Genomic DNA, 22,211 nt, shown 5'->3' with positions numbered 1-22,211 from the left:
CCTTAGCATTTTTAGCCAACAATAATTTATGTACAAACACTAACCGCAACAGATAAATAAGTAAAGGGTTATTTTCAAAATGTTAATTTTTTATATTTACTTAATTATTCATAAAAACCAATTAATTAAATTTAACATAACACTCAATCAGAAGTTCTAGGTAGCAAATCAGACAAATCTGTTTCAAGAGCTTTCGCCAAATGGTACAGTTTTTCAAGTGTGATATTGACTTCTCCACGCTCAATACGACCTAGATAGCTACGATCTATATTACAAAGTAAAGCAAGCTGCTCCTGAGATATATTTTTCTCTTTTCTATGTTTCCGAACTAATTGTCCAAAAGCGATACTAAGTTCTGACATTTCAATTCAATTGATCAAAAAACAGAACTATCACTATTTGAGGACTATATATCCACGGACTATAATCCTCTTTTTATTTTTTATGCTGTGATTGTCATGTCTTTAAGCAATATGCCGATGTTTGAACTTTTTCCACCACTTTTTAAAAGTAAGAAAATTGAACAATGGACAGCAAATGAGTTTTGGAAACACTTAAAACTTAGTAAAAAAGAACGTAATCGCTTTAATCAACAACGTATGTATCGATTACTGAGAAAACTAGTAGAAGATGGTTTTCTAATCAAAGAAACCAATTTGGTTAACCCTCGTTTTTCAACTTTTTCGGAAACAAGTAAACTTGATCAATTGCGTGAAACTACAGGCGTATCTTTAGACTTTATAAAAATGAGACACTACAAGGAAGAAACTCAAAAGAAAATTTCAATGTTAGAAAAACAACTAGAAAGCTTCTTTTTATTAGAAAAAAAATTTCCAAATTTAGCTATTAGAATCAATACTGAAAAAAATAAATGTTTTGAGGAGTTAACTAATCTCAATGCATATAGTACGGCTTTAAATTGCATCCTAACCTCGCTGTAGAGGTTAGGAGACAAACAAATGCTATAAAGCAGAATTAGAAATTGACTCGTGATTACTTAATAAATTTTCACTCCACTCAGCAAATTTTATTAAATCACTTTCACTATTCCATTCATCTAATGATCGAATTGTGACAAGCCCATATGAAAGTTCCAATAAATTATCAAGTTGCTCATGTTTTTCAATATTAATTTGATTTAGATAGTACCTACATAATTTAGTAAATACTGAAATCCACATTGAAATTTTAAGAGCTTCATCCCAACTAGACCAATTAGAAGTGCTAGCAAGTGGTCGTTGAACAATTCTTCTTTGATTCTCAAAAATAACTTTAACATCATTCAATGAAGATAACTGGAATGAAAAGCCACTATTTGCCCATAAATATGCACTAATATTGATTAGATTTCCTTCTCTTTCTGAAGAAAAAATTAATGATCTATGAGGCTCTTTCAACTCTAATATTGCAATAAAATCTTTAAGCCAAATCTTACAAGCATCATCAAAACCAATACGCTTATTATCCAATAATGGCTGAATAATATCCTTAAATAGCCACAGACCACTCCACGTAAGCTTATGCATGTGGCCTCTTGCAGCATCAATAAAAGTTTCTAAATCTTCATAAGCAATATGCTCTGGAAATACAATCCATAACACATCCAATATATTTTTATAAATATCAGCAAAATCAGTGCTCTCATGATTTCTATTAAGAATCCATGCAATAAACTGAATTTTTTCAGTATATTCAAAATTAGCTAAAGATTTATTAATTTTAGCAAGGTCAGAAGATGAAATTACACTCTGTTCCAAAGCATTCCAACCCAACCACCTTAAAAATGCGATTTTGCTCGCAAGTAATATCTGTAATTGTTCATTTGATATAGAATTAAATTCAAGATTTAATGAAATTTCACTAACTATCTGACCAAGCAAAGATAATTCAACTATCTTGGTTGAATTAAAATCTGTGACTAACTCTCTCTCTGCTATATCAATGAGTAACTTCGGTTCGTATTGCCATAGATATTTGATTGTATAAAATTCGGCCCAAGTTAAAGCACTATACTTTGTAGATTGGAAAAAATTTCGTACCCATATTGAACTTTGAATTAACTCTACTAGTGTTTTTCTAAAGTAAGTTGGGTCAATTACTGAAACTTCGTTATCATCATTAAGATGATTCCTTTGAAATGAATTTGACAAAAATTTCGAAAGGAATAATAAAAACTTACTTTCAGTCTTCAACTTTTCTAAACTAGAATCACCAGTTGTTGTACGGGCTAATATTTCTCCTATAACTTTCCATGCCTCCATAAAATCAGCAAGTTCACCATCAATTTGATTTAAACAAAGAAATAGTCCTTCATCTGGTAAATCATGGAATGATTCATTCTGTATCACACCCAATTCATTCATTTTTTTTATTAAGTTATCTCCAACCAAACATTTTAACACCGGTTTCTGTAGCCATACACTTAATATCTTTCCAGCCAACTCATTATTCAAGAAAGCTAAGGGATCATATATTCTTGTATTTCTAGATATATTTTTTGAATCAAAAAGCATAATAATAGGACTATTATCATCTTCTAAATCTGATGAATTATTTAATCTTTTTATGAGATCAAAAGTATATTGATTAGTTTCATAAAGAACATCCGTTGGAATAGGAGTAACCAATAATGGATAATTTTCCGTCGCCTTCTGAAAGGAATTTGACAAATGATAGCCTTCGACTGGTAGTCCATTATCGTTCATAACCAAAATATATCTGTCTGATGTGTGCTTAAAAAACAGGAGGGTTTAACTTGGTAAACTATACATACTCATTAGGAGTTTACCATGAGCAAGAAACAGAAGACTTACACCGCAGAATTTAAAGCTGAAGCCATAAAAGCCATTGAAGAGAACCAAGGTAATGTATCGGAATCCGCTAGACAACTTGGCATTTCAATGCAAACCCTTTCGAACTGGAATAACAAAGCAAAGGCTGGAACTTTAGCAGGCACAAAACAGTATTCGCCCGATCTAAACGCCTTACTCGAAGAAAATAAGAAGCTTAAACAACAGCTCAAAACAGCTGAAATGGAACGTGAATTTTTAAAAAAGGCAGCAGCGTACTTTGCCAAAGAAAGTCAGTGAGGTACGCCTATATGAAATCGCAAAGCCACTTATTTCCGATTATTTTAATGGCTCGATTACTTCGTGTATCCGTTTCTCGCTTTTATGATTGGCTAAAGCGAGGCATGAGTAAAAGATCAATTCAGCGAAATCAGCAGACAATTTTGGTCAAAATAGCCCATGAAGAAACCAAACAAAGCTATGGCTATGTTCGATTAACCAAGCATTTACAAGCGCAAGGTATCAAAATAAGTACGTATGCTGTGCGCCAAATAAAAAAATCAAATCAGTTGTATTGTAAGCGCCATAAGCGTTTCAAAAGAACCACGAACAGTGATCACAACCGTTCTATTTATGACAATTTACTCAAGCAACAGTTTTCAATGACGAAGCCTAATCTTGCGTGGTCGAGTGACATTACCTACATTTGGACGGCTGAGGGCTGGTTGTACTTGGCAGCTGTCAAAGATCTTTACACGAAACAGGTTGTTGGCTATAGCTTAAATGAGCGCATGACAGCCAAGCTTGTTTGTGATGCATTGAATATGGCTATTCGCAATCAGAAACCTGCTAAAGATCTCATTGTACATTCAGATAGAGGCAGCCAATATTGCAGTAATGAATATCGAAACTTACTTGAGAAATTTGATTTTCAGGGTTCAATGAGCAAAAAAGGCGACTGCTTTGATAATGCACCGATAGAGAGTTTCTGGGGCATACTCAAAAATGAACTAGTCCATCATCGCAACTACAAAACAAGGGAAGAAGCCAAAGCGGATATTACAAAATATATAGAGTTATTTTATAATCAGCGAAGAATTCAAAAAGGCTTGGATTTTAAGACACCAAATCAAATGGCAGAAGACTTTTATCGGTTAGCTGCCTAGAATCTCCCAAGTGAAAGTCTCCTGCTAATTCAGCACACATCAGTCATGTAAATAACCATCTTTTAACCCGTAAATTTTAATTTTTTTATTTTGCAGTCTTTTTCTATTTTGCTCACAGTTTGCTATTAAATTATCAACCCCTATTTTTACAACATTATCTGTTTTTCTACGCTTGGGTGTATTAGGATCCGATAACTTTGGAAGACTACGAAAAATTGAATATTCAGCATTTTTTGAGGCATACAAAGTTAACAAACCTAACCCAACATCCTCAAAATAAGGATCAAAAATAGTAATATGTTTACTATTATGTTTCGCTATTAATTCTTTAAACCATTCAACAAATTGTAATCTCCCCTCACCGTCACTTTTTCCCCACTGAAGAAAAAATCTCCCACTTGATTTAGGAGGATTGAGCTTTTGAAATATTGATTTCAACTTCTGATTTTCTTCTATCCATAAATCAATTACATCCTCCCTAATTCGGCTTTCTGAGATATCTGCACTCTTTACTGGATTTAGCACTGCCACTAAACGGTCACTCTTTTTTGAGTTAACCGTTTTTTCAAGCCAATCAAATTTTACAGAATTCGATTGATTACCAATAACATGCATCCGTAAATTAATTTCTTTAACGTATGTAATTCTCCAACTGCAACATAAGTATCCTTCGGTAAAATCATTCTCCTTAAAACCAAAAATATCAATTTTTGTAGCATCAGTAATTTTGAATGTTTTTTCGTCTAAATCAAAATAGTATTGGAATATCCCACTTCCAATAGATTGAGCTAAAACAATTTTTGAAAAATAAACTTGGTTATTATTCTCACAGCTTAAATGGAACTGAAATTTATCAAAATTAGGAATCTGACTTGAATTGAACTTAATACTTAACCCTTTATATTTAGTTCTTTCTATAGTAAGTAAATTTTTGTCTTTATCATCTAATGTTGGAAATACCAAAAATTCGATTTCACCTAATCTAGGGATATCAACACCATCAAAGTCCATACCTGTATCTTCTTTAAGTCTCTTTAGAACTACTGAAGCAAGATCACGGCTATAACTATCATCAAAATAGAATAATAAACTTTTACCATTATTACTTACAGCAGCACTTAAAGCTCCTGCACTACCGTGTGGACTGAGCAGTAAATTAGGGAGATACGAGTCACGATTGACCAGATAACTCACAGGTCTAAAAATTGGATTCTTGTTTATTAGAATTGTATTTCCGTATTGTTTACTCAACTTTTGGGGGATCTTTAAATTTAAAGCTTCGCTAATAGAATTAATAGATTGACCTGTACAAATCATCCTAAAAAGATCACTACACAGAGAGCTATCTATATATAAATTCAATTGGGTAACACTAGCACGAAAATTCTCGACGCTTTGAGAAGTATCCTTGTCACTAAAGGACCAACTGTTATTAAAAAAACTGTATGGAACCAAACGCCCGTATACTATTCGGTTCTCTACAAGATTATCTTTTTTTATTTGTAATATCCACAGTTGTAAAGCGCAAGGTTTGCTTTTAAATAAGAATAATCTTTGTAGGCGACTATCTTCTATTAAGTCGCTCAATTGATAAGACATAAGTTACCTTTTCTTCTATTTAAACTAAATAAAGCAATAATAACAATATATTTAGAAATTCAATATACTTTAAAATTCATAGTATTAAGTATTGATGAAGTTTATTTTTTTCACCAATGGGAGATCTAAAGTGGCTAGATCTACATTTGGTATTTGAGATAAGTTGTATTGCCATCTTCTATATTGCTCAACCCACACGTTTTCTCGATCTTTCAGTAATTCCTCTAAGTGTTTTATTTGGTTTCTTAGATCTTCGTTTTCTTTAATCAACATATCAATAGTTACATCATTCGCCGATGTAATAGTCTGCGATTTTGCTTCTCTTAATGTTTTCTTTCGAAAATTAAAAGCCTGCTTTACAGGTTCATAACTCATTAAAGTGAATTTAGAAATAGAAGGTCTATTCAATGCACTAGCGACCGATATTGCAAAATTATCCCAAGTTAACTTTCCAGACCATTTATTTAAAATGGACTCGATAATTTTCATTTCATTTACATCAATCAGCTTGGGTTTCATAATTCACCTGTTAATAAAGCCAAAAACGAAGTACTTGACTCCTTGATTATTTGTGCAGAAATTGGATTTTTTTCATTAACTGCATTCACTAGTTTTTGCTCACCTAAAGCTATTTTGGTCAAACTGATATCTAACTCTTCAGGAATACGTAATATTAAACCATCAGGTAATTGATCATTTTCTAAATATTTTATTAAGGTCTTAATGATTGCTAATTTTTTTCCATGATAGATTAACCATGAATTTGCCCCAGCAAATCCATCATTAGTTGCAGCGGCTGCTCTATTCAGTTCATCTTGATAAACAACCTCTAGTTCCTTGAGTTTTTCAAGATTTTTTGGAAGACCTTTCACACATGCATGTTCTTTACAACTAATACATTCGCCTGCCTTTGTACAAGGAGTCATTGTCCAATCATGTTCACAATATCCATAACCAGACACCTGAACAGTACCTACACGATCTTTATGACCTAACATCTTAAACGTTACAGGTACGTTTAATTTCACCGCTGTTAAAGATTTCGTACCGTCTAAACTTTCTAATCCTAACTTAGTTAGTAATTTTCTTGATTCTTCTGTTTTTTCCTCAAGTGTTCTCAAATCATATGCTAAGTTATCTTCAACACGGCTTCGACCAGCATACATTGCGAGATCTAATGAGTTCATTTCTCCACGTTCGGCTTCTGTAGAGAGCCATACACGTATTTGATGGGAAGTGATTACTAAATTTGTGCCATCTTCATTAACTAAACCTAATTGGCTAAAAAGCGAATCTTTCCCTGATATTCTTTCATGAATAGCACCTAGTGCATCATTTAACAAATTTAGATTGGGGCATTCAAAACTGTATAATTTAGGTGCAAATACCGCATGAAATTCATTTTCACGTACTAAACATAATAATTCAGATACAGGTTTACCTGTTTCAGGGACAAATGGCCAATTGGGAAATTTTTCTTTATATTTATCAATTGTATATTTAGCTAAATCTCTGTAAGTTATATATTTTTTGCCTTGAATTAGCTTATGAATCCATTTTTGTGGAAATACCTGAGCGAATACTTCAGTATCAGTCAATCTCCATGCTTTAGTATTCGAAGGAAGGGTTTGTATACACATTGCTCCTGAAAACTGTTCAACAGTCAAAGGTTCATCTTCTCCATGATCAGGAGAAGTAGTGCATTCTTCATGACGATAGAATTCATCTGGATGCTCTATGGCCCATTGAGCAGCTTTTCGAGCTGGCTCTCCTATTTCTTTTAGCCTTTCAATTGCTAGTTGAATTGTTGGAACAATATAAGGGTGAATGGGCTTCTTAATTAATCCTCCTCCCTTTTCAGCCTTCCACGCTATATTCCATAATTGATCCAGACCTGTGTTTTTCTTTTCTATTTCACTTAGCTCCTCACTTGATAAACAATCTACTGTAAGAAAACTAAGTTCACCTCCTCGGCTAGGGGCTGCCAAAAGCAATGCAGATTGTGCTGAATAAAATTTTTGATAAGGAGTTTTTGCTAATCTAAATGCATCTGCTAAAGCACCTATCTCAAAAGAACTGAGCAAACGTTCTTGTTGCCATTGTCTATCTTCTTTAGAAGTCCCTTGCGCTTTGTTCCCCGGTCTTTTCCATAGATTTTCTTGAGGAGGGATAGTGATATTAATTTTAAATTTTTTTAAATCCTCTAGAAAAGCTTGCAGCATTTGACCATAACGATATCTTGAAGCTTCAGAACTACGCTCATAAATTAATTCCAATACCCTTCTTACAACAATCCCATCAATTAATAGAACATCAGCTTTCAAGTAAATTTGAAGCAAAGCATCGTGACTAGCTTTTAATACCATCATCATGTTGCCAGGGTTAGTAGCTTTCCATGTCTGATTATCACGTACATAAGCTTTTGCAAAATCAAGGAACGGTTGTTGCATAGGTGCACCAGTTTTTTTCCCTTTAGGGGCCAAACCTGTGAATTCCATTGAATTTGAACGACCATTATCTAGTCTATGTTTCCAATTTGAACTTTCAAATCCTCCCTGGTCTTCATAGATACTTAAATCATTCTTAGCACGTAAAATGAAATCATTTAAATTTTTCTGACAATCTAATGCATGTTTTGGTACAAATTGAACAAAATTACTCATGCTATTTCTTCCATTGTAATTCGCTTATCACATGCATCTAAAATGGCCTTCACATGAGCTAACTGTAGGTCAAATGACTTTAAAATCAATTCACTGGCTCCATCTTTTTCTCGCTGTTCCATCTCTTCTAATAATTCTAAAAACAGCTCATCCCAAGGCGCATGTAAAAGTGGCTGGAATTTATTGCACAATAAACATGCTTTAATTCCAGCTTGACAAGAAGGAGAGCCACCACAGTTACCAATGTGCTCATTATTAGATTTATAAACCCTACTACTAGGGTCATTTCCTCTTATAGCTTCATTTTCATTTTCTATTAATCTTCCTTCAAATTGAGCTGCTAAAAAGGCCATAGCATCTTTCATTTTGTCAAAGATACGGGCAGCTAATTCAGCAGTATATGCAGTGTAAACTTTTAATTGTTGTGTATCTGAATGGTCCATTAGATAAGCCAATTGGACACCAGTAATGCCATGGCGTACCAAATTAGTCGCTCGCGTTCTTCTGCATCTTATTGGAGTAAAATGAATATATGAATAGCCACCAAAACTCTAGACACACATAACCATCTTTTGATGGGACTTTTCATAATCTAATGGAGAACGTTGTCCATTGGAACCATGTCTTCTTTTTGAGTTATAAAACATTTCAATATATTCAAAGATATCTGACCTCGCTTCAGTTCTTGATGCATAGTTTCTCTTCTTAACTCGTTCCCGTTTTAATAGCTGGAAAAAGCTTTCTGCAACAGCATTATCATGGCAATTGCCTCTACGACTCATACTGCATTCCAAATTATGTTGTTTAAGGAATGCTTGCCATTCATGACTGGTATATTGGCTGCCTTGGTCAGAATGAATCAAAACCTTGTTCTTTGGTTTTCTCCGCCATAAAGCCATCAATAACGCATCTAGCACAAGATCTGTAGTCATTCTTGATTTCATAGACCACCCAACAACAAGGCGTGAAAATAGATCAATTACAACAGCAAGATATAACCAACCTTCATGTGTACGAATATACGTAATGTCTGTTACCCACTTCCGATTAGGCTGAGTTGGATTAAACTGTCGTTCTAAGGTGTTTGCGGAAACAATACTTGGCGTACCTGCATAAGATCTAGGCTTGCGATAGCCGCGCTGTGATTTAAGCCCATTCGCTTTCATTAACCTATGCACCCGGTTGATACCGCAATTTTCGCCAACATCTTTCAAATCACAGTGAATCTTGCGATAGCCGTAGACTCCGCCAGATTCCAGCCAGAACTGTTTAATCAATCCTGAAAGCTGTTGTCGTTTCCTCGCAGTTTTACTAGTGGGTTGTTTCAACCATGCGTAATAACCACTGTGATGAACATCTAGAGTCGAACATAAACGACGAACAGACCATATGTGCTGATTGTCCTGAATAAAGGCATACCTCATTTGGACTGGCTTGCGAAGTACACCGCGGCTTTTTTTAATATGTCCCTTTCTTCAGTAACTCTTTGCAACTCCTTTTTTAGCTTTGCCAATTCTGAAACTGCATCCCTAGAGTCTGTGATTTTAGGTTCTTGAGGAGCATAACGCTTGATCCAAGCATAAAGACTATGCGTGGTTGTACCTAAACGTGCGGCAACTTCAGCCACGCTATGACCTTTTTCAGTCACTTGCTTTACTGCTTCAATTTTGAATTCTTCAGGGTATCGTTTGCTACTGCTCATAAGCACCTCGTTAATTAGCCATTTTATCTAACTAAAAGGTGTCTACAAAATCGGTGGCTATTCAATATTCTCCAGTCCGTTCAGAAATAGCTTCACATTTTTTCGACACACTATTACTTAGAGAGTTATGTTTACTAGCTCCTCCATGCAAATAATCAGGAATAGTTTTTAACTTATCTCTAAGATCCTCAACTGAATTAACACTATTTAAATTCTTATTATTCAAGAAAATAGGGATTTGATCTAAATCTTCTGACTCAATATCGGGTAAATATCTTTTAACTTTAATTTTTACATCATTAATTAAATTCATTAAAATTAAATACATATCTTCTGTAATACTTAGACTGCGCATTTCTCCTCTGAATATACCTCCTCGTTGCTTTGCGCGTGGAATGTTTAACTCGTACTTCATTCCATCTAAATTATTTTGAATAGTTAAATCACATATTCTCAATGCTAAGATTTGTATAGGTCTACGAGCTGTAGCGTATATGGTATAAAACCACGCAAACTCTTCTAAAGTGAGTTTTCCAGTATTAAAAGCATTTCCAGCCCACACTAATAAGAATTGTTGTTCAGTTAAAGTATATGGACCTGTATAAGGACAATTTTGTAAAACTGCTTTTCCCTTGATATTACCGCTTAGAATTAGACGATCTAAAGTATTTTCCAATCCCTTTTCTAATCCTTTGAAGTCCCACTCCATCCAACATCTTAATAATGCGCGAATTGTTCCAAGTTTGTACTCATTCTCTTGAGTCAAAGTTGCTTTGAGAGTCAAAATTAATTTTGATGTAATCAATCCTTCTTGATACATATCAGACGATAACAAATATGTTTTTGTATAACTCCAACAATTGTATGTATGGTGAGAAGAGACTTCTTCTGCAAGCCTTGCGATTGTTAATTTAAAACCTGCATAAACTACTTTATCAATCTCTTGATTGGCTAGTCTCCAATTAATAGTTCTATTTTTATCTAAAACCCATATATCATCATTTAAATTAAATGCATATCCTGCCTTTGAGTATCTCGTCGAATATGTCTGTTCTGTTTGAGAAAAGCTATGTTCTGGCATCATTTTTCTTGCCCCTTCTTAATAAGGGAATCCATTTTTTCAAGTTCACGTTTCAATAACTTTTCTGCTTGCTCTTTGGTATGACGAAGATTATAAACTTGGGCAGAATTTTCACTTTTATGACCATTAATATACATTCTTTGCTGAATTTCTTTTTTCTCAGAAATCACTTCATCAATACGGCCATCCTGAGATGCTTTATGATTATGTTCATCAATATTATTTGAAAATCTATTATTGAAATCATGTCTAAAGCCATGCCTTGTTACTCTCTTTTTAACCACAAACCCATTCTTCTTAATGAAAGAAGCTAACTCTTCATTTCCAGAAATTTTTTCAACAATTCTTGAAAATTGAATTAAAGAGAGAGGACGTCCTTTACTAACCCCCTTATGAGATATGAATAAGAATTTGTGAGTATGAGCATTTGGGATAAAACGACGCTCTTCTAAAACATACTTACGAAGCTGATTGCTTAAATCCTGATTTATAGGCAAATCTCTTTCTAAAGTTTTAGCATTCGGTTCATCAGTTCTAAATTTATCTTCTGGATCATCATGCCGAGATTGGATCTGAACTACATTTCGTGCAAAATCAATATCTGAAACTTTTAATTGTAAAACTTCTCCTGCCCTCATACCAGTTTCATAAAGAATCCATAGAAGTAAATAATTTCTTTGCCTTACAGATTTTGTATAAGGATTATAAACATGCGAGGGTTCTGCTATTTCCATGACATGTTTGAAAATATCTGGGTGAGGGGCTTTCTTATTAGGGTCAGAATTTCTAGTCTTAGAATCACCACACCTATCTTTTTGTTTTAATATTTCAGCTTTTGTATTTTTAATAATATCTAGATAATTATAAAAAGAAGGTTGATTTCTCAAAATATTAGTTGCCACAAATTCAAATAAATTAGCAAATATTGTTATTCTATTTATCGCGTGTTCCTTTTCCACTGTAGCTGCTGGTATTCTTCTAATAGGAAATATAATTTTTAAATTTTGATCATTCCTTCGATGCTCTGTTTGGTTTCTCAAATTTCTTCGTGCTGCTTTTGTAGTTAATTTACAATGATCTCTTAATTTTTGAATTTCCAAGTCACTAAAGAAAATAACTTGAGAAGAAATATTTTTTTGATTAGCAACTCTAATAATACGTTCAGATATTCTTTCCCCAATGCTCATTTCCCAAATATAGATATGAGCCAAATGATTGAGATACGCTTTTTGTGTTGCATGCTTTTCGAAACGAACATTCGTAGTTAAGAATAAAATGGTCCAAAAATCAGGAAGACCAAGACTATTTATTAATAATCCAAATCTTTCTCCACCTTCTGCAATATAGTTTTTACGATGTAAGCTCAAGTACTTAACACCTTAGGGCGTGTTCTCATTTGAAGAATGGATTTTAAAGACTTAAAATAATATTCCAAATTACTTGTATTTCAATATTATTCAATGGCACGTACTCTTTTAACAGATAATATTTGGCAGCAAATCCAGGATACAATGCGATTGCACGGTTGCTACTGTTCAAAGAATAGTAGAAATATCATGGAAGCTATCTTATGGAAACTGCGTACAGGCGCGACATGGCGTGATATTCCTCAAGAATTTTGTCCTTGGCAAACTGCTTATAATCGTTTTAATCGTTGGGCAAGTAAGGGATTGTGGAATAAATTTTTTTTAGATTACGAGGCGTCTTGGATCAAGAATGGGTATTCATTGACGGAAGCTACATACGCGTGCATCAGCATGCAAGTGGAGCTCGGAATGGTTTCGAAAGAGCAATTGGACAATCACGTGGTGGGCGAACAACAAAAATACATCTTGCAACCGACGCGAATGGATTACCGATTGATTTTAAAATCACTGGGGGTCAAGTCCACGATAGCCAAGTTGCAGAGCAATTGATAGAGGTTGTAGAAGAAGCAGATTATTTAATTGCAGATAAGGGATATGATGCTGAGACCATCAGAATATTTATTAAAAATAAAAATATGATCCCAATTATTCCAATGAGATCAAATAGTAAAAGATTAAATAAAGAATTTGATAAATATCTATATCGATTAAGGCATTTAGTTGAGAATGCGTTTGCAAGGTTAAAACATTTTCGAGCGATTGCAAGCCGATTTGATAAGCTTGCACGAAATTATCAGTCTATGATTTACATTGCTTGCATGTTTATTTGGTGCAAAGCCAAATGAGGACACGCCCTAGTAAATACAATATTTTTATTATACAAAGTTATTAAATATAAATACAATATTTTCAAAAGAAATAAAAAAAGAACTTGATATAAATCAAGCTCTTTCTATTTAACAAATACAATAATTAAGTATTGTACAATTTAAAACGGCAGGTCATCATCCAAATCTGCCGGAGCCGCCGCTGCTGGCGCAGCCGGAGCTTTTGGCGCAAAACCGCTAGGGTTGTTGTTGGCATAGCCGCCCTGATTGCCGCCGCCATAGCCGCCTTGGCTGGCATTGGCCTGGCCGCCGCCGTAACCGCCCTGCTGGTTATTGCTGTAGCCGCCCTGCTGATTGCCGCTGTTGAAGCGCGGCTGTTCAAAGCCCTGGCCCTGATCGCTTTGCTGGCGTGCGCTGTCCAGCATCTGCATCTGCTCGCCGCGGATTTCCGTGGTGTAGCGCTCCTGGCCGTTCTGGTCGGTCCACTGGCGGGTGCGCAATGAGCCTTCAATATACACTTTAGAGCCTTTGCGCAGGTACTGCTGGGCAATTTCGCCCAAGCGGTTGTGCAGCACAATACGGTGCCATTCTGTCTGCTCTTTGCGTTCACCTGTATTTTTATCCGTCCATGAATCGCTGGTAGCGATAGAGAACTGGGTCAGGGAACCGCCATTCGGGAAAGTTTTGGTTTCAGGATCTCGGCCCAAAGTACCCACTAAAATGACTTTATTAACACCACGCATCAGACGTATTCTTCCTATTTGTTGCTATTATTTACTTTATAAGAGTTATGCTTAAATGGCTACCTCTTTCCCCAACAAGTGCGTTAAATCTTGTCGCGCAGCTTCATCAATCTGCTGCTTATCCACCTTCAGATAGGCTACTTGCTGGTCAGACATCACCACGACTTCTTCAATACCACGGATTGCCAAAAGCTGAGAAGTCCATTCGTCAGTTTCTCTGGCTTCCGGCAGGCGCAAAACCAGCGAAGACAGGTAGCGCGGCTGCTCCAGCCCGAAGCTGATCAGCAGCCAGATGACCGCGATGGCGGTTAAAATGCTCCAGCCCATGGCGGTGTTGTTCAGCTGCAGCAGCTGCCCGCCCAGCATGCCGCCAAAGAATGCGCCCAGAAACTGGCTGCTGGCATTCACGCCCATCGCCGTGGCTTTGGACTGGATCGGCGCGGCTTTAGACAGCCAGGACGGCAGCAGCGCTTCCATTACGTTAAAGGCAATGAAAAACAGGCCCAAGCCGGCCAGCAGCACATATTTGGATTCGTAGCCGAAGATCAAGACCGCCAGGCCCAGAATAATCCCGCCAATTGCCGTCAGGAATATGCCGCGCATTTTGCGGTATTTTTCCGCCAGAATAATGCTCGGAAAGGCAAAAAACAGGCTGATCAGCAGCAGCGGCAAATACACCAGGCCGTGGCTGGACAGCGGAATGCCGGCAAAACCGATCAGCTGCGACGGCAGGTAAATAAACATTGCGGTCAGCAGCAGGTGCAGCGAAAACACCGAAACATGCAGGCGGTTCAGGCTGCCCATTTTCAGCACCTGCTTCAGCTGGGTCAGATAGCCCTGCTGGAAATTGCGGTGATGGCGGGTGACTTTCGGCACCAGCAGCAGCATGCTGATCGCCGCCAGGCCCATAACGGTGGTGACCCAGAACAGGCCGGAAATGCCGACCAGGCCGGTCAGCCACGGCCCCAGGCTGAACGCCACCACAAAGGACAGGCCGATGCTCATGCCCATCGCCGCCATGGCTTTAGTGCGCTGCTCTTCGCGGGTCACATCGGCCAGCAGGGCCATCACCACTGCGGACACTGCGCCGCCGCCGGCAATCGCGCGGCCGATAATCACCCCGTAAATGGTTTCGGACATGGCCGCCACCGCGCCGCCCAGGGCAAACAGCAGCAGGCCGATCACCACCAGAGGCTTGCGGCTGTAGCGGTCGGCAATCAGGCTGAACGGAATCTGCAGAACTGCCTGAGTCAGGCCGTATACGCCCACCGCAAGGCCGATTAAAGCCGGTGTTGCATATTGATAAGACTGCCCTGCCACCGAAAATACCGGGATAATCATGAACAGGCCCAACATGCGCAATGCAAAAATGCTGCTTAGGGCAAAAGTTGAGCGGCGTTCTAAAGCATTCATCATATCAATCAGCGTAAATTTAAGGGCCAAATGGATGGGGATATCCTACATCATTCCTGCAGGCGCTGCTGATGTATTCACGGCAGCGCGCCAATAAAAAAGGGCGCATTGCATGCGCCCTCAGATTGAAGCATTTGTTTCTTAAGCCAGGATTAACCGTGCTGTTCCTGACGCTTGCGGTACTGAATTGAAGCGATAATCGCCCAGACAATAAACGCCACGCCAATCAGGCCGGTCACCACTTCAGGTACATGCACGCCGGTGCCGCTGGCCAGCATGATGAACGCCAGAGCGCCAATCGCGTAGTGCGCGCCGTGCTCCAGATAGATATAGGCATCCAGCGTGCCTTTTTCCACCAGATAAATGGTCATTGAACGCACGAACATCGCGCCAATCGCCAGGCCCAGCATGATGATCACCACATCTGAAGTAATCGCGAAGGCGCCGATCACGCCGTCAAAGCTGAAGGATGCATCCAGCACTTCCAGGTACAGGAAGCCGCCGATGCCGGCCTTGATCACGCCGGTAGAGGCGCCGCTGGCGTCATGCGCGACCGCATTGCCGTCTTCGTCAATTTCCGGTTCGCCGCCCAGCAGATGGCTCAGCACCTGCACGCCGATGTACACCACAATGCCCCAGATGCCGGCCAGAGTCACCACCAGTCGCTTCGCTTCTTCGACATTTGACGCCATCACCAGCAGCGCAATCAGCGCAAGGAAAGCCGACATGGCAGGCACGTTGGCCAGATTCGACAGGCGCGCTTCCAGCCATTTGAACCAATGGGTGTCCTTGCCTTCATCCAGAAAGAAATTCAGGAACACCAGCAGCAGGAAGGCGCCGCCGAACGCGGCGATTTCAGGATGGTGATCCATCAGGCGCTGCGAGTAGGTTTTCGGATCATTCAGCGCCAGGCTGACCACTTCCATAAAGCCCATATCCGCTGTAACCGCGACAATCGCCACCGGGAAAATCAGGCGCATGCCGAACACCGCCACTAAAATGCCGACGGTCAGGAACAGCATTTTCCAGAAATGGTCCCAGCCGCGCAGCACCGAAGCGTTGACCACAGCATTGTCAAATGACAGCGACACTTCCATCACCGCAAGAATGGCGGTAATGGTCAGCGCCGTAAACATGGCCTGAATGCCTGCGTTTGGCCCGTGGCTGAAGCCCCAGTACGCAGAAATGCCCAGGCACACGACCGTAAATATGATTGAGAAACCAAAATGTTTCATCATGACAGATCGACCTATGAATCTATAAAAATTAGGGGAAAATCGCTGAAGCTTAAAACAGCGCTTCAGATTTAATGCGCACAAGTATGACGGCTTTTCCTGCTGAGCCAAAGCCCCGGACAGGTTTTTTTGATGCATTGCGCTGCCGGGCGGCCATGCCGGAGCAGCTTCAGGATCTGCACAGCAGATTGCCGGCAAAGCGCACCTTCTGCTGCAGGGCCAGCTGCCGGAATGCATCCTGCACCTTCCTGTCGGCCTCGGTCATCAGCTGCTGATTGGCTTCCAGCACGCCCAGCATGCGGTCATACTGCTGCGGAATCTGCACGCAGGACAGCTTTTTGCGTTCAGCATCTGAATCGGCTTTGGCCAGCTGCCCAATCAGCCGGTCAATCGCCGCATTTTCCGCATTCAGCGCCTGCGCAGCTTCGGCAGCCGATGCGTATTTTGGGCCTTCAGCCTGCGGCGCCCGGCTGCAGCCGGCCAGCAGCAGGGCCGCCAGCAAAACGCCGCATTTAGTTTTCATCTTCATGTGCTGTCCTCGTTATGCTGCGCCGTCCAGCCGCGGCATCCTGCAGAATTGAATCGGGCTATTTTAGCAGGCCCGGCGGGCTTGCGCTCAGCGCGCCGGACGCGCCGCCCCGCCGCATCGGTGTATTTTTCTCGCAATCCGGCGCGGAAATCCGCGGTTTTTTACACTTGAACATTTTTCATGCGCTATCATATAAAGGTTTTTGATGAATTTTTTCAGGACCATTGCATGAGCCAAAGTCATATCCGTATTCGGGGCGCGCGCACTCATAACTTAAAGAATGTGTCGCTCGATATTCCACGCGACAAGTTTGTGGTGATTACGGGGCTTTCGGGTTCAGGCAAATCATCCTTAGCCTTTGACACGCTGTATGCCGAAGGCCAGCGCCGCTATGTCGAGTCGCTGTCCGCCTATGCGCGCCAGTTCCTATCGCAGATGGAAAAGCCGGAAGTTGATTCAATTGAAGGCCTCAGCCCGGCAATTGCCATTGAGCAGAAATCCACCAGCCACAACCCGCGCTCCACCGTCGGCACCATCACCGAAATTTACGACTACCTGCGCCTGCTGTATGCCCGCGTCGGCACGCCGTACTGCCCGGAGCATGACCTGCCGATGGTGGCGCAAACCGTGTCGGAAATGGTCGATGCGGTGAAAAGCCTGGACGAAGGCACCGCTTTAATGCTGCTTGCGCCTGTGGTGCGCGACCGCAAGGGCGAATACACCGCGCTGTTTGAACAGCTGCAGGGCCAGGGCTTTGTACGCGCGCGGGTGGATGGCGAAATTATTGAAATTGACGCGCCGCCGGAACTGGACAAAAAGAAAAAGCATACCATTGAAGTGGTGGTTGACCGCTTTAAAGTCCGCGAAGACCTCGGCAACCGCATAGCCGAAAGCTTTGAAACCGCGCTGCGCCTGGGCGGCGACATTGCGGTTCTGTCATGGATGGACGGCGGACAGGCCGACCGCGTGTTCTCCGCCAAGCACTCCTGCCCCGAGTGCGACCGCGCCGTGGCGGAGCTGGAGCCGCGCCTGTTTTCCTTCAACAACCCCTTCGGCGCCTGCCCGGTCTGCGACGGCCTCGGCACGCGCAGCCATTTCAGCGCCGACAAGCTGATTCCGAACAATGCGCTCAGCGTCAGCGAAGGCGCCATCCGCGGCTGGGACAGGCAGCGCCTGTATTACTACAGCATGATCCAGAAAGTCGCCGATCATTACGGCTTCAGCCTGGACACGCCTTGGCATGAGCTGGATGCTGACAGCAAGAAGAAATTCCTCTACGGCACAGGCAAGGAAAAAATTGACCTGAGCTACATTGATGAGCGCGGCCGCCGGCATAGCCGCGTGCAGCCCTTTGAAGGCATCCTGCCGCATCTGGAGCGCCGCTACCGTGAAACCGAATCCAGCTATGTGCGCGATGATTTGGCGCAGTACCTGTCCAACGCCGCCTGCGACGCCTGCGGCGGTTCCCGCCTGAATGAAATTTCCCGCAATGTGCGGGTCAGGGACAAAACCATTGCCGAAATCACCCGGATGTCGATTGGCGATGCCGAGCAGTATTATCAGAACCTGCACTTAACCGGCGCCAAAGGAGAAATTGCCGACAAGATTTTCAAGGAAATCCGCGAGCGCCTGCATTTTCTGGTTTCGGTCGGCCTGAACTACCTCAGCCTGTCGCGTTCCGCGGAAACCCTGTCCGGCGGCGAAGCGCAGCGCATCCGCCTGGCCTCGCAGATTGGCGCGGGGCTGATGGGCGTGATGTACGTGCTGGATGAGCCGTCGATTGGCCTGCATCAGCGCGACAACGACCGCCTGCTGGAAACGCTGGTGCGCCTGCGCGACTTGGGCAATACCGTGCTGGTGGTAGAGCATGATGAAGACGCGATCCGCGCGGCCGACCATATTATTGACATCGGCCCGGGCGCAGGCATCCACGGCGGCCATATCATTGCCGAGGGCACTTATGAAGAGCTGGCGGCCCATGAAGACTCGCTGACCGGCCAGTACCTTTCAGGAAAGCTGAAAATTGCCGTGCCGGAAAAGCGCACCGCGCCGCCGAAGCCCGAAGAGCAGATCAAGCTGCTGGGCGCCGCCGGCCACAACCTGAAAAATGTCGACCTGACCATTCCAATGGGCATTATGACCTGCGTGACCGGCGTTTCCGGCTCAGGAAAATCCACGCTGATTAACCGCACCCTGCTGCCGCTGGCGGCGACGCAGCTGAACGGCGCAACCACCTTAACTGCAGAGAAGTTCGATTCGATTGACGGCCTGCAGTTCCTGGACAAAGTGGTGGATATTGACCAAAGCCCGATTGGCCGCACCCCGCGCTCCAACCCTGCAACCTATACCGGCCTGTTCACCCCGATCCGCGAGCTGTTTGCGCAGACTCAGGAAGCCAAAGCCCGCGGCTACGCGGCTGGGCGCTTCTCCTTTAACGTGAAGGGCGGGCGCTGTGAAGCCTGCGAAGGCGACGGCATGATTAAGGTCGCCATGCATTTCCTGCCGGATATGTATGTGCCCTGCGACGCCTGCCACGGCAAGCGCTATAACCGCGAAACGCTGGAAGTGAACTATAAGGGCCGGAATATTTCCGATGTGCTGGAAATGACTGTAGAAGACGCGATGCATTTCTTTGACGCCATTCCCGTGATTCACCGCCGCCTGGAAACCCTGCATCAGGTCGGCTTGGGCTATATCCGCCTGGGCCAGTCAGCAACGACGCTGTCCGGCGGCGAGGCGCAGCGGGTCAAGCTGGCGCGTGAACTGGCCAAGCGCGATACCGGCAAGACCCTGTATGTGCTGGATGAGCCGACCACAGGCCTGCATTTCCATGACATTGCCAAGCTGCTGGATATCCTGCATGAGCTGCGCAACAAGGGCAATACCATTGTGGTGATTGAGCATAATCTGGACGTGATTAAAACCGCGGACTGGGTGATTGACCTTGGCCCTGAGGGCGGCGCCGGCGGCGGCATGATCATTGCCGAAGGCACGCCTGAAGATGTGGTGAAATCCAAGGTTTCGCATACCGCGAAGTTCCTGAAGCCGCTGCTGAAGTAAGCTGCTCTTTCCATTCAATGCATGATAAAAACGGTGATTCATTCACCGTTTTTATTTTCCGCAATATGCCTAAAAAAATCAAAGATAATGAATCCATAAAATCTTTAACAGCGCTGCTTAACGTCACTAAATTGGGTTTTAAGATTTTAGATAAAGTGCCGTTTATTTATAAACTCAGCCCAAAAGCAAAAACACTTCAAGGCCAATTTTTAGAAATGGCGGATTCTATCGGCTGAACCTGCTCTTTTGAAACATGAGCAAGTGATGAGGATTTTGGCAGATATGGCCTGATCAGGCCATTTGTGTTTTCCTTTCTGGCGCGCTGAATGGACTTGCTATCGTTTAATATGACTATCCTAAAAAACTAAAACTCAAGGAACTTAGCTTCAGCCAAACAAAAGAATTCCGCTGCTTTTCTCCTTTCAAAAGCAGCAGAAAACGGTCAATGTAAAGCAAATCTACAAATCCGTCCGCTAGATAAAAACAGGAATCAAATTAGCCCAAAACAGCATTCTGCCCTTTTGCCTTCGCCCTAAAACGCTGTCTAAGTTACTTAAAAATTCAGGCTTTTTTCAGCCCAGATATGCTAATGTGAAGCCTGAAAATAAGCCTCAGAACAAGATCAAAGGATTGCGCATGCAGGAGCATCAGCCTCTCGTAAATCAGCAGAAATTATGGAAAAATTTTTTATTTTTTCTGCTCCCTTTGATCGCCACCAATATCCTGCAGAACCTGTCCGGCACCATCAATACGGTTTTTGTCGGGCAAATGATGGGCGTGCACGCCATTGCTGCGGTATCCGTATATTTCCCCATCCTGTTCTGCCTGATGGCCTTTGTGATTGGCCTGTCCGCCGGCACGACCGTGCTGGTCGGGCAGGCTTGGGGCGCGCAGAATGTGGAAAAAGTGCGCTGCGTGGTCGGCTCCACCTTATTCATGACCCTGATTGGCGGCACGCTGATTGCCCTGCTGGGCATGCTGTTCGCCAAGCCGGTTTTGCTGGCGCTGGGCACGGCGCCTGACGTGCTGCATCTTTCTGTGCCTTATGTGCAGTGGATGCTGGCCGGCAGCCCGCTGCTGTTTGTCTATATTATCTATACCTCCATTCTGCGCGGCGTCGGCGACAGCGCCACGCCGCTGATCGCTTCGGCCATGACCATCGCCGCCGGGCTGATCATTACCCCGGTGCTGATTTTAGGCAAATTCGGCTTTCCTCAGTTGGGCATTATTGCCCCCGCCATCGCCGCCACCATCGGCGTGCTGATTGCGCTGATTTTCCTGTATGTGTATTTAAACTGGAAAGATCATCCTCTGCGCCCCAACTGGGCCTTAATGCAGCATATCCGCCATCAGCCGGAACTCAGCAGAATCATTCTACGCTTAGGCATTCCGACCGGCATTCAGATGGTCACCACCTCGGTTGCCGGACTGGTGATTGTCGGCTTAGTCAACCGCTACGGCGCAGATGCCACCGCGGCTTACGGCGCAGTCAATCAGGTGCTGAACTATATTCAGTTCCCTGCGCTGTCCATTTCCATCGCGGCTTCCATCTTCGCCTCTCAGGCGATTGGCGCCGGCAAGTCTGAACTGCTGAATAAAGTCACCCGCACCGCGCTGGGCATGAACCTCGCCATTACCGGAACGCTGGTCGCCTTGGCCTATCTGTTCTCTAAATACCTGATGGCGCTGTTTATCACCGATCCGCAGGTGGTGGCGCTGGGCCAGCAGCTGCTGTTTATTGTGCTGTGGTCTATTTTGTTTTTCGGCGCCAGCGCTATTTTCGCTTCCATCATGCGCGCCAGCGGCACAGTCAGCGTGCCGATGATGATCAATATTACCGCCATTCTGCTGGTTGAAGTGCCTTGCGCCTACCTGTTCAGCGCATGGTGGGGCCTGCAGGGCATTTGGCATGCCTATGCTTTGGCTTTTGTCTGCCTGTGCATTGCGCAAGGGTTGTACTATCAGTTTTTCTGGAAGAAAAAAGCCATCAAGGCGCTGATTTAAGGCGGACAGCGCAGCTGTAGGCTGCTAATGCTG

General features: G+C 42.5%; 19 protein-coding genes and 1 pseudogene. 6 read left to right on the top strand and 14 right to left on the bottom strand.

Features of this window, described 5'->3' with window-relative positions:
• Window positions 1-143: 143 nt before the first annotated feature.
• Window positions 144-362 carry a helix-turn-helix domain-containing protein gene (locus BEN74_RS11720; protein ID WP_086374376.1) on the bottom strand — a complete coding sequence of 73 codons (219 nt, stop codon included), beginning with the start codon at window positions 360-362 and terminating at the stop codon, window positions 144-146.
• Between the two features lie 96 nt (window positions 363-458).
• On the opposite strand from BEN74_RS11720, the gene BEN74_RS11715 reads away from it, so the two are divergent.
• Window positions 459-941 carry a hypothetical protein gene (locus tag BEN74_RS11715; protein WP_068910568.1) on the top strand — a complete coding sequence of 161 codons (483 nt, stop codon included), beginning with the start codon at window positions 459-461 and terminating at the stop codon, window positions 939-941.
• A 21-nt stretch (window positions 942-962) separates the two neighbouring features.
• Here the strand turns inward: BEN74_RS11715 and BEN74_RS11710 are convergent, their stop codons facing one another.
• Window positions 963-2,705 carry a VPA1262 family protein gene (locus tag BEN74_RS11710; protein WP_228200351.1) on the bottom strand — a complete coding sequence of 581 codons (1,743 nt, stop codon included), beginning with the start codon at window positions 2,703-2,705 and terminating at the stop codon, window positions 963-965.
• An 84-nt stretch (window positions 2,706-2,789) separates the two neighbouring features.
• Between BEN74_RS11710 and BEN74_RS11705 the strand changes: the two genes are divergently transcribed.
• A protein-coding gene (locus tag BEN74_RS11705; protein ID WP_119285041.1) for an IS3 family transposase occupies window positions 2,790-3,955 on the top strand; the annotation gives its coding sequence in 2 pieces (ribosomal slippage) (window positions 2,790-3,048 and window positions 3,048-3,955; 1,167 coding nt in all).
• Between the two features lie 39 nt (window positions 3,956-3,994).
• Here the strand turns inward: BEN74_RS11705 and BEN74_RS11700 are convergent.
• From BEN74_RS11700 to BEN74_RS11670, 7 genes are all read right to left on the bottom strand, one after another.
• The gene (locus BEN74_RS11700) at window positions 3,995-5,554 is read right to left on the bottom strand and encodes a VPA1262 family protein (protein WP_228200350.1); all 1,560 of its coding nucleotides are present in this window, start codon (window positions 5,552-5,554) and stop codon (window positions 3,995-3,997) included.
• 84 nt (window positions 5,555-5,638) lie between these two features.
• Window positions 5,639-6,073: a hypothetical protein gene (locus BEN74_RS11695; protein ID WP_068913024.1), complete on the bottom strand. Its 435-nt coding sequence runs from the start codon at window positions 6,071-6,073 to the stop codon at window positions 5,639-5,641.
• Window positions 6,070-8,217 carry a hypothetical protein gene (locus tag BEN74_RS11690; protein WP_228200349.1) on the bottom strand — a complete coding sequence of 716 codons (2,148 nt, stop codon included), beginning with the start codon at window positions 8,215-8,217 and terminating at the stop codon, window positions 6,070-6,072. The genes BEN74_RS11695 and BEN74_RS11690 overlap by 4 nt, the downstream gene beginning before the upstream one ends.
• A complete protein-coding gene (locus BEN74_RS11685; RefSeq protein WP_228200348.1) occupies window positions 8,214-8,660 on the bottom strand; it encodes a hypothetical protein in 447 nt (148 codons plus the stop codon). The genes BEN74_RS11690 and BEN74_RS11685 overlap by 4 nt, the downstream gene beginning before the upstream one ends.
• A 108-nt stretch (window positions 8,661-8,768) precedes the next feature.
• Window positions 8,769-9,919 (bottom strand): IS3 family transposase gene (locus tag BEN74_RS11680; RefSeq protein ID WP_228200337.1). Its coding sequence is split into 2 segments (ribosomal slippage): window positions 8,769-9,679 and window positions 9,679-9,919, totalling 1,152 coding nucleotides; the frame shifts between segments, so codons are not numbered across the junction.
• Window positions 9,920-9,980: 61 nt separating this feature from the next.
• The gene (locus tag BEN74_RS11675) at window positions 9,981-11,003 is read right to left on the bottom strand and encodes a hypothetical protein (RefSeq protein ID WP_068913316.1); all 1,023 of its coding nucleotides are present in this window, start codon (window positions 11,001-11,003) and stop codon (window positions 9,981-9,983) included.
• Window positions 11,000-12,367: a site-specific integrase gene (locus tag BEN74_RS11670; RefSeq protein ID WP_068913319.1), complete on the bottom strand. Its 1,368-nt coding sequence runs from the start codon at window positions 12,365-12,367 to the stop codon at window positions 11,000-11,002. The genes BEN74_RS11675 and BEN74_RS11670 overlap by 4 nt, the downstream gene beginning before the upstream one ends.
• A gap of 93 nt (window positions 12,368-12,460) precedes the next feature.
• Between BEN74_RS11670 and BEN74_RS11665 the strand changes: the two genes are divergently transcribed.
• A protein-coding gene (locus BEN74_RS11665; protein WP_416240760.1) for an IS5 family transposase occupies window positions 12,461-13,212 on the top strand; the annotation gives its coding sequence in 2 pieces (ribosomal slippage) (window positions 12,461-12,695 and window positions 12,695-13,212; 753 coding nt in all).
• 143 nt (window positions 13,213-13,355) lie between these two features.
• Here BEN74_RS11665 and ssb read toward each other — a convergent pair.
• From ssb to BEN74_RS11645, 4 genes are all read right to left on the bottom strand, one after another.
• The gene (ssb, locus tag BEN74_RS11660) at window positions 13,356-13,937 is read right to left on the bottom strand and encodes a single-stranded DNA-binding protein (protein WP_068911538.1); all 582 of its coding nucleotides are present in this window, start codon (window positions 13,935-13,937) and stop codon (window positions 13,356-13,358) included.
• 51 nt (window positions 13,938-13,988) lie between these two features.
• Window positions 13,989-15,353, bottom strand: a complete 1,365-nt coding sequence (locus tag BEN74_RS11655) for an MFS transporter (protein WP_068911567.1) — start codon at window positions 15,351-15,353, stop codon at window positions 13,989-13,991.
• A 149-nt stretch (window positions 15,354-15,502) separates the two neighbouring features.
• Complete coding sequence (locus BEN74_RS11650) at window positions 15,503-16,588, bottom strand: DUF475 domain-containing protein (RefSeq protein ID WP_068911540.1); 1,086 nt, start codon at window positions 16,586-16,588, stop codon at window positions 15,503-15,505.
• A 166-nt stretch (window positions 16,589-16,754) separates the two neighbouring features.
• Window positions 16,755-17,114 carry a hypothetical protein gene (locus tag BEN74_RS11645; RefSeq protein ID WP_068911542.1) on the bottom strand — a complete coding sequence of 120 codons (360 nt, stop codon included), beginning with the start codon at window positions 17,112-17,114 and terminating at the stop codon, window positions 16,755-16,757.
• Window positions 17,115-17,342: 228 nt separating this feature from the next.
• Here BEN74_RS11645 and uvrA point away from each other — a divergent pair, with 228 nt between their 5' ends.
• Window positions 17,343-20,174, top strand: a complete 2,832-nt coding sequence (uvrA, locus tag BEN74_RS11635; RefSeq protein WP_068911546.1) for an excinuclease ABC subunit UvrA — start codon at window positions 17,343-17,345, stop codon at window positions 20,172-20,174.
• Between the two features lie 17 nt (window positions 20,175-20,191).
• Window positions 20,192-20,410, top strand: coding sequence for a hypothetical protein (locus BEN74_RS11630; RefSeq protein WP_068911548.1), 219 nt, complete (start codon window positions 20,192-20,194; stop codon window positions 20,408-20,410).
• On the opposite strand, the pseudogene BEN74_RS11625 reads toward BEN74_RS11630, so the two are convergent.
• Window positions 20,371-20,508: pseudogene (locus tag BEN74_RS11625) on the bottom strand (IS30 family transposase); the annotation flags it as partial. The gene BEN74_RS11630 and the pseudogene BEN74_RS11625 overlap by 40 nt on opposite strands.
• Before the next feature lie 302 nt (window positions 20,509-20,810).
• Between BEN74_RS11625 and BEN74_RS11620 the strand changes: the two are divergent.
• Window positions 20,811-22,178, top strand: coding sequence for an MATE family efflux transporter (locus tag BEN74_RS11620; RefSeq protein ID WP_068911569.1), 1,368 nt, complete (start codon window positions 20,811-20,813; stop codon window positions 22,176-22,178).
• Window positions 22,179-22,211: the final 33 nt, after the last annotated feature.

Source organism: Acinetobacter sp. WCHAc010034 (genome assembly GCF_001696615.3).
Taxonomy (GTDB): domain Bacteria; phylum Pseudomonadota; class Gammaproteobacteria; order Pseudomonadales; family Moraxellaceae; genus Acinetobacter.
The sequence above is the reverse complement of the archived record's forward strand: the minus strand, read 5'-3'. Positions and strand labels throughout refer to the sequence as shown.

What these genes read in the sequence shown, in the direction of transcription:
- BEN74_RS11720 (WP_086374376.1), bottom strand. Translation starts at nt 362, where the DNA reads ATGTCAGAACTTAGTATCGCTTTTGGACAATTAGTTCGGAAACATAGA.
- BEN74_RS11715 (WP_068910568.1), top strand. Translation starts at nt 459, where the DNA reads ATGTCTTTAAGCAATATGCCGATGTTTGAACTTTTTCCACCACTTTTT.
- BEN74_RS11710 (WP_228200351.1), bottom strand. Translation starts at nt 2,705, where the DNA reads ATGAACGATAATGGACTACCAGTCGAAGGCTATCATTTGTCAAATTCC.
- BEN74_RS11700 (WP_228200350.1), bottom strand. Translation starts at nt 5,554, where the DNA reads ATGTCTTATCAATTGAGCGACTTAATAGAAGATAGTCGCCTACAAAGA.
- BEN74_RS11695 (WP_068913024.1), bottom strand. Translation starts at nt 6,073, where the DNA reads ATGAAACCCAAGCTGATTGATGTAAATGAAATGAAAATTATCGAGTCC.
- BEN74_RS11690 (WP_228200349.1), bottom strand. Translation starts at nt 8,217, where the DNA reads ATGAGTAATTTTGTTCAATTTGTACCAAAACATGCATTAGATTGTCAG.
- BEN74_RS11685 (WP_228200348.1), bottom strand. Translation starts at nt 8,660, where the DNA reads ATGGACCATTCAGATACACAACAATTAAAAGTTTACACTGCATATACT.
- BEN74_RS11675 (WP_068913316.1), bottom strand. Translation starts at nt 11,003, where the DNA reads ATGATGCCAGAACATAGCTTTTCTCAAACAGAACAGACATATTCGACG.
- ssb (WP_068911538.1), bottom strand. Translation starts at nt 13,937, where the DNA reads ATGCGTGGTGTTAATAAAGTCATTTTAGTGGGTACTTTGGGCCGAGAT.
- BEN74_RS11655 (WP_068911567.1), bottom strand. Translation starts at nt 15,353, where the DNA reads ATGATGAATGCTTTAGAACGCCGCTCAACTTTTGCCCTAAGCAGCATT.
- BEN74_RS11650 (WP_068911540.1), bottom strand. Translation starts at nt 16,588, where the DNA reads ATGATGAAACATTTTGGTTTCTCAATCATATTTACGGTCGTGTGCCTG.
- BEN74_RS11645 (WP_068911542.1), bottom strand. Translation starts at nt 17,114, where the DNA reads ATGAAGATGAAAACTAAATGCGGCGTTTTGCTGGCGGCCCTGCTGCTG.
- uvrA (WP_068911546.1), top strand. Translation starts at nt 17,343, where the DNA reads ATGAGCCAAAGTCATATCCGTATTCGGGGCGCGCGCACTCATAACTTA.
- BEN74_RS11630 (WP_068911548.1), top strand. Translation starts at nt 20,192, where the DNA reads ATGCATGATAAAAACGGTGATTCATTCACCGTTTTTATTTTCCGCAAT.
- BEN74_RS11620 (WP_068911569.1), top strand. Translation starts at nt 20,811, where the DNA reads ATGCAGGAGCATCAGCCTCTCGTAAATCAGCAGAAATTATGGAAAAAT.